12 protein-coding genes are annotated in these 13,417 nt (G+C 38.8%); 11 read left to right on the plus strand and 1 reads right to left on the minus strand.

The genetic code is table 11. From position 1 onward, the window contains the following. The first annotated feature begins 501 nt into the window (after window positions 1–501). The 5 genes from G602_RS30485 (at window position 502) to G602_RS26605 (ending at window position 3,575) form a co-directional block, all read left to right on the plus strand. Window positions 502–654: a hypothetical protein gene (locus G602_RS30485; protein WP_155829886.1), complete on the plus strand. Its 153-nt coding sequence runs from the start codon at window positions 502–504 to the stop codon at window positions 652–654. 54 nt (window positions 655–708) lie between these two features. Further along, complete coding sequence (locus G602_RS0113405; RefSeq protein WP_155829888.1) at window positions 709–1,053, plus strand: BspA family leucine-rich repeat surface protein; 345 nt, start codon at window positions 709–711, stop codon at window positions 1,051–1,053. A gap of 21 nt (window positions 1,054–1,074) precedes the next feature. Continuing rightward, entirely contained in the window at window positions 1,075–2,313 is a 1,239-nt protein-coding gene (locus tag G602_RS0113410; protein WP_026659484.1) for a glycerate kinase type-2 family protein, read from the plus strand. Window positions 2,314–2,488: 175 nt separating this feature from the next. Next, window positions 2,489–3,163, plus strand: coding sequence for a hypothetical protein (locus G602_RS0113415; RefSeq protein ID WP_026659485.1), 675 nt, complete (start codon window positions 2,489–2,491; stop codon window positions 3,161–3,163). A 49-nt stretch (window positions 3,164–3,212) separates the two neighbouring features. Then, complete coding sequence (locus tag G602_RS26605) at window positions 3,213–3,575, plus strand: response regulator (protein WP_049945225.1); 363 nt, start codon at window positions 3,213–3,215, stop codon at window positions 3,573–3,575. Here the strand turns inward: G602_RS26605 and G602_RS29025 are convergent. Continuing rightward, on the minus strand, window positions 3,546–5,258 hold the full coding sequence (locus tag G602_RS29025; protein WP_026659487.1) for a response regulator: 1,713 nt from the start codon (window positions 5,256–5,258) through the stop codon (window positions 3,546–3,548). The genes G602_RS26605 and G602_RS29025 overlap by 30 nt on opposite strands. A 217-nt stretch (window positions 5,259–5,475) precedes the next feature. Here G602_RS29025 and G602_RS0113435 point away from each other — a divergent pair, with 217 nt between their 5' ends. The 6 genes from G602_RS0113435 to G602_RS26620 all read left to right on the plus strand — a co-directional run bounded on the left by G602_RS0113435 (window position 5,476) and on the right by G602_RS26620 (window position 13,345). Further along, window positions 5,476–5,991 (plus strand): shikimate kinase, encoded by a 516-nt coding sequence (locus G602_RS0113435; protein WP_026659488.1) that lies wholly within the window; start codon window positions 5,476–5,478, stop codon window positions 5,989–5,991. Window positions 5,992–6,159: 168 nt separating this feature from the next. Beyond that, on the plus strand, window positions 6,160–6,549 hold the full coding sequence (locus G602_RS26615; protein ID WP_049945226.1) for a DUF4342 domain-containing protein: 390 nt from the start codon (window positions 6,160–6,162) through the stop codon (window positions 6,547–6,549). 181 nt (window positions 6,550–6,730) lie between these two features. Continuing rightward, window positions 6,731–8,548, plus strand: a complete 1,818-nt coding sequence (locus G602_RS0113445) for an ABC-F family ATP-binding cassette domain-containing protein (RefSeq protein WP_026659489.1) — start codon at window positions 6,731–6,733, stop codon at window positions 8,546–8,548. Between the two features lie 59 nt (window positions 8,549–8,607). Continuing rightward, window positions 8,608–9,282, plus strand: a complete 675-nt coding sequence (locus G602_RS0113450; RefSeq protein WP_049945227.1) for a GDSL-type esterase/lipase family protein — start codon at window positions 8,608–8,610, stop codon at window positions 9,280–9,282. A 110-nt stretch (window positions 9,283–9,392) separates the two neighbouring features. After that, complete coding sequence (locus G602_RS0113455; RefSeq protein WP_026659491.1) at window positions 9,393–10,982, plus strand: AAA-like domain-containing protein; 1,590 nt, start codon at window positions 9,393–9,395, stop codon at window positions 10,980–10,982. A 350-nt stretch (window positions 10,983–11,332) separates the two neighbouring features. Further along, the gene (locus tag G602_RS26620) at window positions 11,333–13,345 is read left to right on the plus strand and encodes an NAD(+) synthase (protein WP_081676014.1); all 2,013 of its coding nucleotides are present in this window, start codon (window positions 11,333–11,335) and stop codon (window positions 13,343–13,345) included. The last annotated feature ends 72 nt before the right edge of the window (window positions 13,346–13,417 follow it).

Consider the following 13,417-nt stretch of genomic DNA (forward strand, 5'->3'; position numbering starts at 1 on the left):
TACCCGCATCAGCAGCCAGCTGTAGCAGCTTGTCTGCGGAACCAAGATACTTCTGGTTCACGATTTTAGGCTTACCATCCACGCGCTTGGATTCGCCATAGTAGTAGTAATTCTGCCCCTTGATTTTCTTTTTGATTATGGTTCCCATACAGCCTCCACAAGTTAGGATATACTCTATAGCTGTATTATACCATATATTGGTATATTTGTGGGCATTTATTACATATTTAGTTAGGCTATACACTCAAGGTGCCCTGAAGCCAGGAAATATCTACATTTTACAGATGCAGGGCAGATAACTTGTAAACTTGCGCTAGATAGTGCTATTGTCATCAACTAGCTCGACTTATTTGGTGACAGAAGAACTAACTTCTTATAAAATCCTCAATCAATTCTAAATACATTATAAATTTTTTCATAAAAAGCTATACGTTACACATAAGGTAGCTTGAAAAATGATAAGGTAAAGATGAAACATAAATGTGTTTTATGAGGAAAAATATGAAGAAATATATAGTGAGAATAACATGTTGCATTGTTTTGGGTCTGATAACAATCGCAGGAATAAATGCTAAATATAATGCAAAAGCATTTATATCAGAAATTGCAGACAGGAAGATACCGTCTTTATATATTACTATCGACCCGAAATAATATGAAAAAGTGATAGAGAGCGAGGATCACACTTACAGTGTTGAAGATGCATCAGTGAGGATCGAAGTTCCGGAAGGATATAAAAACCAGTATGGAGAAATAGATACAGATTGTATTGATACAGAATTAGAGCTGGATATATTCAGAGGAAGAGGAGATTCGACCTGGCTTATGGACAAAAGGCCGTTTAAACTCAAGCTCGAAAAAAAGGCTGATCTTTTGGGAATGGGTAAGGCAAAGGTCAATGCAATCGATTATATGTTTGCGGAATGCGGTGCTCTGACACAGCTTGATCTTGAAAGCTTTGATACTAAAAATGTGACGGACAGTTCTAATATGTTCCTCGGATGTCCTTTACTCAAAAAGATAAAAACCGGTAAACAGTGGAATCTATCGTAAAAAGTATTACAGGAGTGTACCATGATTGAAAACTTGCGCAAAGATGTCGATTTCATAATAAAAAAATCCATTCAGGCGGTGCTTCCTGATGAGGCTGTTATAAAAGCCCTAAGAAATTTTTCATGTGAAAAAGGGAAAATTATACTTGTAGCAGCAGGAAAAGCTGCGTGGCAAATGGCAGCTGCAGCAAGCAGTGTTTTACCACATGTTGATGATGGTATTGTAATTACTAAGTATGGGCATATAAAAGGCGATATTGAAGGTATAGAGTGCTATGAGGCCGGACATCCTGTTCCTGATGAAAACAGCTTTGCGGCTACGAAAAAAGCCCTGGAAAAGGTGAGTGACCTTTCTGAAAATGATACGGTTGTTTTTCTGCTATCAGGAGGGGGCAGTGCTTTATTTGAGCTTCCACTTATACCCGGAGAAGAATTACAGGATATCACAAGGCAGCTCCTTTCGTCAGGTGCTGACATAACATCAATAAATACGATTAGAAAACGTCTAAGTCAGGTAAAAGGTGGCAGATTTGCGATCGCATGTGCTCCTGCCAGAGTATTTAGTATAGTGCTAAGTGATATCATAGGTGATCCACTTGACATGATAGCAAGTGGTCCTGCATATCCTGATAATTCTACCTGTGATGAAGCAAATGCAATTGCTTTAAAATATGGTCTTGTTTTATCGGAGGATGCAAGAAAACTTCTTGGAATTGAAACACCCAAAGTACTTAAAAATGTGGAAACACATATAACAGGATCTGTTCGTGAACTATGCAAAGCAGCGGCAGAAAGCTGCAGGGAACTGGGATATGAATCAATAATACTTACAGACGAGCTATGCTGTGAAGCAAGAGAAGCGGGAAGTTTTCTGGCAAGCATAGCAAAAACAAATGCAAGAGTAGGAAAAAAGATAGCTTTTATTGCAGGTGGAGAAACAGTGGTACACCTTACCGGATCCGGAAAGGGTGGACGAAATCAGGAGCTTGCCCTGGCTGCTGCAGAAGGGATAGGAGCGTTAGATGCCAATATCGCCATTTTCTCAGTTGGAAGTGATGGTACTGACGGTCCCACAGATGCAGCAGGTGGATATGTGGATACAGATACCTTAACGGAACTTATGGATAAAGGTATAAATATCGATGTTATTCTTGCAAATAATGATGCATATAACGCTCTTAAGGAGACAGGAGGGTTGATATTTACCGGAGCAACAGGCACAAATGTTAATGATGTTGCTGTTGTTCTGATAAGGGATTAGCGTCTTAATATGCCTTGTCAAACCGGTAACCTAAAGATAAAAAATGAAACATAAAGACAGGTATGATGAGTAATATAATCTAAAAAATTTTTTCTCGATGCAACTTTTTTCTATCTTTGTCTGTATATAAGACAGAACATCAAAAAATGTTTTTATATACGGAGGGAAAAAAGGTATGAGGAAAAATATATTCAAAAAACAAATTGCAACATTATTATCTTTAGTTCTGGCGTTAAGCTTTTTTACTGCTTCCGGCTCAGGTATCTTAGTTAAAGCTAAGTCAACCGCATCAAAGGAATATAGCGCAGAGTGTGTAGATAATAATGTTAAGGTTCTTTTTATAGGAGATTCCAGAACCGTAGATATGTTCAGTGCCACAAGAAGTGAGATAAGCGGTGAGGTTTATAATAATATCACAGTATATGCCAAAGATGGTGCTACCTACGGATATATGAAGGATACTTTGAAGAAAGTAAATCTTAAGGATTACGATGTTGTAGTATCCTGGATGGGTGCAAATGAGCATGGTCATTTTAAGAAATATGCTTCATATTATAAAAAGCTTAATAAGAAAAAGGGTTTGGAACTTGTTCTGTGCACTATCGGCTATTCAGACAATCGAAAGCTCGGGGATCTTGGTGATTGCCTCTATTACAACGATGGTATTATGCAAAAATATAATAAAGCGCTAAACAGATGGGCAAAAAAGAATCATGTAAAAACTATCGATTTGTATTCATATACCAAGCATCATATCAAGGCAAGGGATAATAACGGCGTTCACTATGTTCCTAATCCGACAGTGGATTTATGGAATTATACAGTAAAGCAGATTATAAAAAAGGTGTGATGCGAAAGCTTCTATAAACCAAAATGTTGTTTAGATAAGGAGGATGAGGATGAGCTATATATTATTGGTAGATGATGATGATGATATGTTGATGCTTGTGAGCAGATGGCTTCAAAAGGCTGCTTATGAAGTTACAGCCGTTAACTCCGGCGCTGCAGCTATTACGGAAATATCCAGGAAAATACCCGATTTAATTCTGCTTGATTATGGTATGCCGGAAATGGATGGACCGGCTACTCTTAAGGCTATACGAGAAATGGAATCCGGCAAAACAATACCTGTCCTTTTCAGGACAGGCAAGGATGATTTATCAGCTTGGGAAAATATGGAGATGCTTAAGCCCTTTGATGTAATATCAAAAGCAGAGGGAAAAGCTCTTTTGCTATCTAAAATTGAGACTATTTTGCAATGAGTTTCTGAATAAAACTTCAGTAAAAAATCTGTGCAGAGCATCCAGAATAGTATCCTTCTGTGAGGTTTTTAGAAGATAGCCATCCGGCTTATATTCGAGTATTTTGAAGACATGATCCCTGTCATTTTTTCCTGTAAGGAAAATGATGGGGATTTTACTTGTGTCGGGATTTTTTCGTATGTTTTTCATGATTTCAGATCCATCCATTTCAGGCATTTCATAATCGAGTATGATGAGATCCGGAGTGGTCGCACGAAGACCGTCAAGCACATCCCGGCCATTTGAAAAGCATGATACAAGGTATGTGGATGAAAGCCAGTGATCAGCAACAGCTAAATAATCGGAATCATCGTCTACCAAAAAGATTGCTTTCTTTCTATGGTATTCGGCTAATAAATAAGCGAAATATTCAACATCATTTACAAGTTTATCAATGTCGATTGGCCTTGGATAGCATCTTGAAACTCGGGATGCACCACTGGAGGACATGGCTATATTTATATCCTGAGGATCACCAACAAGGCACAACAGCTTGGAATCATCCTGGCACATTTCACCAAGAAGATTCATAGTCATTTTGATGTGAGACTGATCATTGGTAACAGGATAATAAACAATAATATCAACCTTGGATTTGTAGGTTATTATCATGTCAGGCTCATCAGGTATGGAAAGGACTTTGAACCTGGAATCCATAAGCTTTTTTTCAAGACTCTTTGGAACAATACCGGGATTAGTTCTTATAAAGAGTATGGATCTGCTGTTATCTTCATCTTCGTCAGAAGCATCAGGAGTCTGCTGATTTTCGGATTCTGTAATCGGGGAACGTTTAATAACGTCATCATCTTCTATATTGGAGAGCAGACTGATAAATGACCTGTACTTTGAGAGAAGAGCAGGGGTATTTTTTCTGATGGTTCTGTAATTCTGATTTTCTGCGGCTTCTTCGAGTGCAGCTGCTTCTTCACACAAAGATCTGGTGCCGATAAGTCTTGCCATACTTTTTAGTGAATGGACGCTGAGCTTATACATAGTCCAGTCTTCATTTACAAATTGTTTTTCTATCTCACTTGCCTTAGTTGCTATGGAGGAATAGAAAATGTAAAGGGCATCTATGTAATCTTCTGCTGTTTCACAGTTGGATATACCGGCTATAAGGTCAATGTGCGGAACAGTTTTTAACCATACAGGAAGTTTATCCAGCTCGTCACGTACGGTTTCTGTGGGAACGGCTGAATTGTCTATATTTTCAATAAGAAAATTAACCGATATCTCTTTTTCTTTTTGAGCAATAGTATCCTCTTCCGGAAGATATGTCATCAGGACATAGGATAACTGCTTGGGATCGATAGGTTTTATCAGAACATCCGTAAAACCGGCAGCCTTGTAGAGATTGATATTTTTACGTCCCTCCTCAGAGGTGTGACATATGATTGGAACATCTACCCCTTTTTTTGAAAAGATTTCTTTTAAAGCCAAAAGAGTGTCTACACCGTCCATTTCAGGCATACGATGATCCAGAAGAATCAGGTCATAGTCCCTTTCCTTACACATTTCAAGGCATTCCTGACCACTTTCAACCTGATCCGACATTACACCATTTGATGCCAGCAACGAAGAAAGAATCATTCTGTTTATGTGCATATCATCTACAATCAATACTCTGGATGCTTTGCTTTCCATAAGAAATCCTCTCAGTATTCTGATTCATTAACAATGAATATTGCCGATGTATCGTCACTATAACTGTATCATTTTTCGTAATGTAATTGTCTTAAAAAAGTATAAAGTTATTGCGGAGGTTTTGCTTAATGAATGACAATGGTAAAATAATGGAAGAGGGGTACCATTCCTTATGGAATCAGGTGACTCAGGAAGGATTGTTTGAGGTGAAATGAATATGAAAAACAGCAATATCATACTGATTGGAATGCCCACATCTGGTAAAAGTACGATGGGAGTAATACTGGCAAAGATACTTGGATATAACTTTGTAGATGCAGACCTTGTAATCCAGAAGCGTGAAGGAAGAATTCTTTCAGAAATAATTGAGGAAGATGGAATTGAGAAGTTCATTGATATAGAGAATAGAATCAATTCTGAGATAAATGAAGAGAAAAGTGTTATTGCTACAGGTGGGAGCGTTGTTTACGGCAGAGAAGCCATGGAACATTACAAGAATATAGGTACGGTAATTTATCTTAAGCTCGACATGGAAGAACTTATGAACCGTCTGCATGATGCAAAACAGCGAGGTGTTGTCATGAGGGAAGGGCAGACACTCTTGTCACTTTATAATGAGAGAACCGTTTTATATGAAAAATACGCAGACATTACAATCGATGAAAAGAATCATAACCTGGAAGAAGTAGTTGAGCTTACTTTGAAAGCATTAGAGGAAAAAATGCATGATTAAGATACTTTTCTCCATGGTATTTGCCAAAATTGGAAGATAGGACATTAACTTTTGCTCTATATGATGTGTAACAGATGCCCGGAGATGGTGTATATTTTATTTACAGACATAACAAGTAGTTGTTGGTGTAGCTTTTGCTAAAGGCTTAAAGCCGGAGAGGAGATCAATATGAACATAACACTTGAAGCAATTGAGAAGGTAATGGAACTTACAGGAGTTGAGTATAAGACAGCTAAAGAAGCTCTTGAAAAGACTGATGGAAATGTTGATGAAGCTGTAAAGATCATCAGTCCCGGATCAAAGGATATCGGAGAGGATATTAAGAACCTCATTGACCAGCTTAAAAAGACTGTAGAAAAAGGTAATGTGGATCGTATCCAGATCAAGAAAGGCGATGAAATCGTCTTCAGTGTTCCTGTAAATGTGGGAATAGTCGGAGGAATACTTGGCGTAGCAGCTGCTCCGTGGGCACTGATCGCAGGTGCTGTAGCAGCATTTGGACTTGGATGTAGGCTTGAAGTAGTAAAGAAAGACGGAACAACTGACGAAGTAAAATGATAAACGGCGGGAACAATTAAACAAATCAGTGTAAAGCGGTTACAAATCAGTGTATTTGTGACCGCTTATTTTTTTGTGTATGATATAGGTAGAATTTTGGATTTAAATCAATTGCAATGTTCATAGCCGGACAGGGCGTGTGAAAAATGGAAATAAATTTTAGGGAGCGTTTTAAAACATAATGAACATTTTAAATATAGAAAATGTATCTAAAACATATATGGGCAAGAGTGTTCTTGCCCATATTTCTGTGGGCATAGATGATGCAGATAAAATAGGAATAGTAGGCACTAACGGAACCGGAAAATCGACGTTTCTTTCCATTGTAGCGGGAGTGGTAACACCTGATAGCGGAAACGTAGTATATAATAACGGACTAAGGATTTCATATCTTCCGCAAAATCCTGAATTTGACATGAATAAAACCCTGTTGGAGAACATAACAGATAAGATATATGCTGGTGGAGATCACTGGGACAAAATGGGTGAGATAAAGGCAACACTTTCAAAATTTGGGATTGATGATCCGGAATGCAATCCTTCGGTTCTGTCAGGCGGACAAAAGAAAAGAGCAGCGCTTGTTTCAGCGATAATGTCGCCGTCAGATCTTCTGATACTGGATGAACCTACAAACCATCTGGATTCTGAAATGATTGAGTACCTTGAGGATTTTCTTAAGCACTTCAGAGGTGCACTTCTTATGGTAACCCATGACAGATATTTTCTTGATGAAGTCACGAATCAGATTCTGGAGATAGATAAGGGAAGCACATATCGTTATGAGTCCAATTATTCCGGATTTTTGGAGTTAAAGCAACAGCGCTTGGATTATGAACAGGCAGCTGAGAGAAAAGCTGCAACACTGTATAGAAAGGATCTTGCCTGGATGCTGAGAGGGGCGAGGGCGCGTTCTACCAAGCAGAAGGCTCATATTCAGAGATTTGAAGCTCTCAGGGACAGACAGCGCCCGGAGGAAGAGAGGCAGGTAGAATTAAGTTCGCTTCCTACAAGAATGGGGAATAAGACGATCATTCTTGAGAACATTTCCAAGAGCTATGAAGATAAAACACTTTTCAGTGATTTTTCATATACATTCGGAAAACTGGACAGAATAGGCATAATCGGTCCCAATGGCTGCGGAAAATCAACACTTTTGAAATGTATAATTGGCGAAGTGACGCCTGATACAGGTTCCATAGAAATTGGTCAGACCATCAAAATCGGTTATTTTGGTCAGGAAAACGAAGCACTGGATGAAACAAAAAGAGTAATCGACTATATAAAAGACACGGCAGAATTCATCAGGACAGAGGACGGACTTGTGTCAGCTTCTGTCATGTGTGACAGGTTTTTGTTTGATCCTAAGATGCAATATGCACAGATTTCTAAGCTGTCAGGCGGTGAAAAGAGGAGACTGTATCTGTTAAAAGTTCTTATGGAGCAACCCAATGTCATAATCCTGGATGAGCCTACGAACGATCTGGATATTCAGACACTGAGAGTATTAGAGGATTATCTGGATGGGTTTGCAGGAATCATCATTACGGTAAGCCATGACAGATATTTCCTTGACAGGGTTGTGACCAGGATTTTCTCTTTTGAATTGGACGGATACCTGCACCAAAGCGAGGGTGGTTATTCTGATTATTTAATCCATAAAAGGGAGGCAGATGCTGCCATCTCCCAGGATTCAGATAATAAGAATGCTAATGACGATAAGAAATCTGAGGATAAAGGCTTAAAAGGTAAATACCGGGCTCCAAGGGAAAAGACGAAGCTATCTTTTAATGAACAGAAGGAATATGACAATATTGAGTCAGAGATTGAGAAACTGGAAGAGAGAAGTGCCAAATTGGAAGAAGAGATAGCTAAAGCTGCCACAGATTTTCCAAGACTCATGGAGCTTACAAAAGAAAAAGAAGAAACAGATGCAGAAATCGATAGAAAAATGAACAGATATGTTGAATTGCAGGAGCTTGTAGACAGCTTCAGTAAATGAAGCTTTGATGTTACAATAATGCTTAGAAATAAACATAAATGCATAATGGAGGCACTTTAATGGCTGATACTACAATGGATGAATTTATAAAAAACATGTTTCAGGCACAAAAGGATGAGAAGCTTGAAAGATACAGACATCTTAATAAGTATGTAAAGAAAGGACAGACTCTTTTCACAGGATCATCACTCATGGAGCAGTTTCCGATAAATGAGATTGCAATGACCCATGGTGTAAATAAGGTTATATACAATAGGGGAATTGGTGGTTATACCATTCCGGAGATGCTTAAAGCTATGGATGAGCAGATATTTGACCTTGAGCCTGAGAAGATTTTTATAAATATAGGAACCAATGATATAAGCCGTGAGGAAGAGACAATAGAAACCCTGACAGCTGATTATAGAGCGGTTCTTATGCAGATAAAGGAGAAACTGCCGGCTGCAAAAGTCTATCTTATGGCATATTATCCGGTTAATGTTAAGGTTGCGGCAAAGCAACCCTGGCCGGATGCTGATAAGGCAGCAAAACTCCGACTTGAGCGACTCGATAAGGCAAATGCTGCTGTAAGGGAACTTGCAGCCGAATTTGATTATTCATATATCGATGTTAATGAGGGTCTCACTGACGAGAACGGACAGACAAAAGAGGCGTTTTCAATAGACGGAATACATATGTGGTCTGATGCATATGAAGTAATTTTTGAGAATATGAAAAAATATATTCTGGAGTGAAGGAAAACCCAAACAGCTGGGAATGGGCAGATGATATACTACAGAATTGAAAATGTGATATTATTGTGTATATATAATCCGATGAATGGCGCTATAGAGGTAAGATATACGTGAAAACATTTAATACAACTGCTATTTGCATTCCCCAAAAGCATTATATGGTTGATCTTTCTGAAAGGGTTGGAGAGATAAAGAAGCTGGTTGATGATGGTAAATATTTTACTGTCAATAGGGCGAGGCAGTATGGGAAAACAACTACACTTACTGCGTTAAGAAGTGCGCTATCCAAGGAGTATGATGTTGTTTTTATTGACTTTCAAAGTATAGGAGAGTCTGGATTTTCTACAGAAGAAAAATTTGTTCAAGAGTTTTGCAGACTTTTATGGAATCGGAAAGAACTTGATGCTGTAGATATGGATTGCATCATAGATATATTGAAAAAATGGAAAGATAGTGATGAACCCAAAGCAAGGCTTGGAGAACTATTTGACACATTGATGCAGTGGTGTAAAAAATCAGAGAGATATATAGTTCTTATAATAGATGAGGTAGATACTGCAACAAGCAATCAGGTTTTTCTTGATTTTTTGGCACAGCTTAGGGATAAATATATAAGTCGAGATAGAGATGGTATAAGAACCTTCCAATCAGTTATCCTTGCCGGAGTTACTGATGTTAAACACCTTAAGAGCAAAATCCGTGACGAATCAGATTCAAAAGAAAACAGTCCATGGAACATAGCATCAGACTTTACCATTGATATGAGCCTTTCAGCAGATGGTATAAAAGGCATGCTGGATGAGTATGAGGCAGATCATCACACAGGAATGAACACCGAAGAGATGGCGGAACTTATAAGAGATTATACTACAGGATATCCGTTTCTTGTCAGTCGTATCTGTGAACTGTTGGATACAGAGGTGGGGAAAAAAATAGAAAATGCGCACGATAGATGGACCAGAGATGGCATAGATGAGGCTGTAAAGTTGATACTTTCTGAGGACAACACTCTATTTCAGTCATTAACGGGAAAGCTTAACAACCTCCCTGAACTAAAGGCCTCCCTTAGAAGTATTCTCATGGAAGGAACCAAGCTTACATGGAACCCTGACCAGAGGGACATTGTTCTTATGCAGATGTATGGGTTTGTTAGAAATGACAATAATAGCGTAAGGATAGATAACAGGATATTTGAAACAAGGCTTTATAATCTTTTCCTTTCTGAAGAAGAAATGAAGAGTAGTGTGTTTTTCAGAGAGGGTGACCTTGCCAAAAATATCTTTGTAGAAAATGGCAAGCTAAATGTGCGCCTTATCTTAGAACATTTCATACAGACATATCAACAGATATACGGCCCACTTGGAGAAAAATTTAAGGAGAAAGATGGCAGAGAACAGTTCCTTCTTTACCTAAAACCTATCATTAATGGTACCGGGAACTATTATATTGAGGCTCAAACGAGAGATCAGAAAAGAACAGATATCATAATCGATTACCTGGGACAACAATACATAATTGAATTGAAAATCTGGCATGGTGAGAGATACAACGAAAGCGGAGAAAAGCAGATAAGTGAGTATCTTGACTACTTTGGCCTGAATACCGGATATATGCTTAGCTTCAATTTTAATAAGAATAAAGAAATAGGTGTGCAGCAAGTCCATGTTGGTGACAAACTTCTTTATGAGGCAACGGTTTGATATCAGGTTATATATGGGCAATTTAGGATAAGCAGATAAGTGTGATATTATATTGGTTAGAGGCAAAGATGTTTTCAGAGATGATGGTGTCTTTGCCTTTTTTCTATGAAGTAATAGTTGTAGGAAAGGGGAAGATGGGGAAAATCGCGAGGAGATAGAGCTTAAGTACCTTTACGAGATTGCCAATGCACTTCCCGAATTTTTGGAAGAGAAGGGCTTTACCGCAGAAATCTATGGAATACCGGGAAAAGAGCCTTCAAATATGATCTCAGAAGCCCTAAGGCCATATGAACATCTTTCAAGGTTTCAAAATGACATTATAGATTAAGAGAATTAAAGGAATTATAAAGATGATAGACGGATATGTAAAAGTTGCAGCCATTACGCCAAAGGTAAAGGTTGCAGATGTGGAATTTAACTGTAATGAGATATGCAGATGCATAGATGATGCTGTAGATAAACAAGTAAAATTAATGGTATTTCCTGAACTGTGTATAACAGGATACACCTGCCAGGATCTGTTCTTCCAGGATAGATTACTGGAGGCAGCAAAGGAAGCTCTTCTCAAAATAGTTAAACATACTCATGGCGTTGATGCACTTGTTTTTGTCGGATTACCCATGGCAGTTGATGGGAAATTATACAATGTTGCAGTTTCTTTGTGCGGCGGTGAAATATTAGGAATTGTGCCAAAGACATATCTGCCTAATTATAACGAGTTCTACGAAGCAAGGCATTTCCATTCAGGGAAAGAACTTGATGCGGTTATTAAAATCGATGGGAAGGACGTACGAATAAGCAGAAACATTATGTTCATTTGCAATGAAATGCCGTCACTAAGGATTGCCGCAGAGCTTTGTGAGGACCTATGGGTGCCTGATCCACCAAGTACTTATCATTGTATGGCAGGGGCTACCGTGATAGCTAATCTTTCTGCTTCCAATGAGATAATAGGTAAGAGCGGATATCGCAGAAATCTGGTAAGTGCTCAGTCTGCAAGGCTGGTCTGTGCGTATCTGTATGCGTCTGCAGGACCCGGAGAATCCACTCAGGATGTTGTGTATTCCGGACATAATATAATAGCAGAAAACGGAAGGGTTTTGAGTGAATCGGAGCGTTTCTCTGAAAACATGACTATATCCGAGATTGACCTGGAATATCTTGAGGCTGAAAGAAGACGAATGACAACATATGAATCGGATTCTTTTTCAAAATATGTACGCGTAGGATTCTCACTTAATAAGGCTGAGACAGCGCTTACCAGGTATATCGATCCCAAACCATTTATACCTTCAGAAACCGTGGAACGTGATTCAAGATGTAATGAAATCCTTACCATACAGGCTATGGGACTCAGAAAAAGATTGGAACACATATGTTGCAAGACAGCGGTTATTGGTATATCAGGAGGCCTGGATTCAACATTGGCTCTTTTGGTTGTTGCAAAAGCTTTTGATTATCTGAAGCTTGATCGTGATGGAATCATAGCTGTGACAATGCCCGGATTTGGAACTACAGACAGGACCTATGAAAATGCAGTAAAGCTTATAAAGGAAATCGGCGCATCATTCAGGGAAGTGAATATAAGTAAGGCTGTAAAGCAGCATTTTTCAGACATTTGTCAGGATGAAAATGTTCATGACGTCACGTATGAAAATAGCCAGGCCCGGGAAAGAACTCAGATACTGATGGACATCGCGAATAAGGAAAATGGAATAGTAATAGGTACAGGGGATTTATCAGAGCTTGCACTGGGATGGGCTACATACAATGGCGATCACATGTCTATGTATGCAGTAAATTCTTCTGTACCAAAGACTCTAGTCCGATATCTTGTACAGTATTATGCAGATACATCTGATAGTCCCAAACTGAAAGCTACGTTATATGATATTTTGGACACTCCTGTTTCGCCGGAATTGTTGCCTCCTGATGGAGATGAGATAGCTCAGAAGACTGAAGACTTAGTCGGACCATATGAGCTGCATGACTTTTTCCTTTATCACATGCTCAGGCTCTCACAAAGCCCGGCAAAGATATATAGGCTGGCAAAGTATGCGTTCGCCGGTGAGTATTCGGATGATGTAATTCTTAATTGGGAAAAGACTTTTTACAGGCGATTTTTCTCACAGCAGTTTAAGCGCAGTTGCCTGCCAGATGGTCCGAAAGTAGGATCTGTTGCGGTTTCACCGAGAGGAGATCTGAGGATGCCATCTGATGCGTGTGCGAATATCTGGCTGAAGGAATTAGAAAAAATTTTGAAAATAGCACTTGCCAAAATTGATGCAGTATGTATAATGATTTACAAACAAAGGCGTTTTGATTCACTTAGTGTTTCAAAGCGCTTTTTCCTTTTTCATTAAATCCTATATAAGTGCAATGAGACAATGGCGTTTCGGTTTGATACCGGAACGCCGTTTTTCATTAAGGAAGGG

This window comes from Butyrivibrio sp. AC2005 (assembly GCF_000424145.1).
Lineage (GTDB): Bacteria > Bacillota > Clostridia > Lachnospirales > Lachnospiraceae > Butyrivibrio.

What these genes read in the sequence shown, in the direction of transcription:
- G602_RS26605 (WP_049945225.1), top strand. Translation starts at nt 3,213, where the DNA reads ATGAGCTATATATTATTGGTAGATGATGATGATGATATGTTGATGCTT.
- G602_RS0113445 (WP_026659489.1), top strand. Translation starts at nt 6,731, where the DNA reads ATGAACATTTTAAATATAGAAAATGTATCTAAAACATATATGGGCAAG.
- G602_RS26615 (WP_049945226.1), top strand. Translation starts at nt 6,160, where the DNA reads ATGAACATAACACTTGAAGCAATTGAGAAGGTAATGGAACTTACAGGA.
- G602_RS0113450 (WP_049945227.1), top strand. Translation starts at nt 8,608, where the DNA reads ATGGCTGATACTACAATGGATGAATTTATAAAAAACATGTTTCAGGCA.
- G602_RS26620 (WP_081676014.1), top strand. Translation starts at nt 11,333, where the DNA reads ATGATAGACGGATATGTAAAAGTTGCAGCCATTACGCCAAAGGTAAAG.
- G602_RS0113415 (WP_026659485.1), top strand. Translation starts at nt 2,489, where the DNA reads ATGAGGAAAAATATATTCAAAAAACAAATTGCAACATTATTATCTTTA.
- G602_RS0113410 (WP_026659484.1), top strand. Translation starts at nt 1,075, where the DNA reads ATGATTGAAAACTTGCGCAAAGATGTCGATTTCATAATAAAAAAATCC.
- G602_RS30485 (WP_155829886.1), top strand. Translation starts at nt 502, where the DNA reads ATGAAGAAATATATAGTGAGAATAACATGTTGCATTGTTTTGGGTCTG.
- G602_RS29025 (WP_026659487.1), bottom strand. Translation starts at nt 5,258, where the DNA reads ATGGAAAGCAAAGCATCCAGAGTATTGATTGTAGATGATATGCACATA.
- G602_RS0113435 (WP_026659488.1), top strand. Translation starts at nt 5,476, where the DNA reads ATGAAAAACAGCAATATCATACTGATTGGAATGCCCACATCTGGTAAA.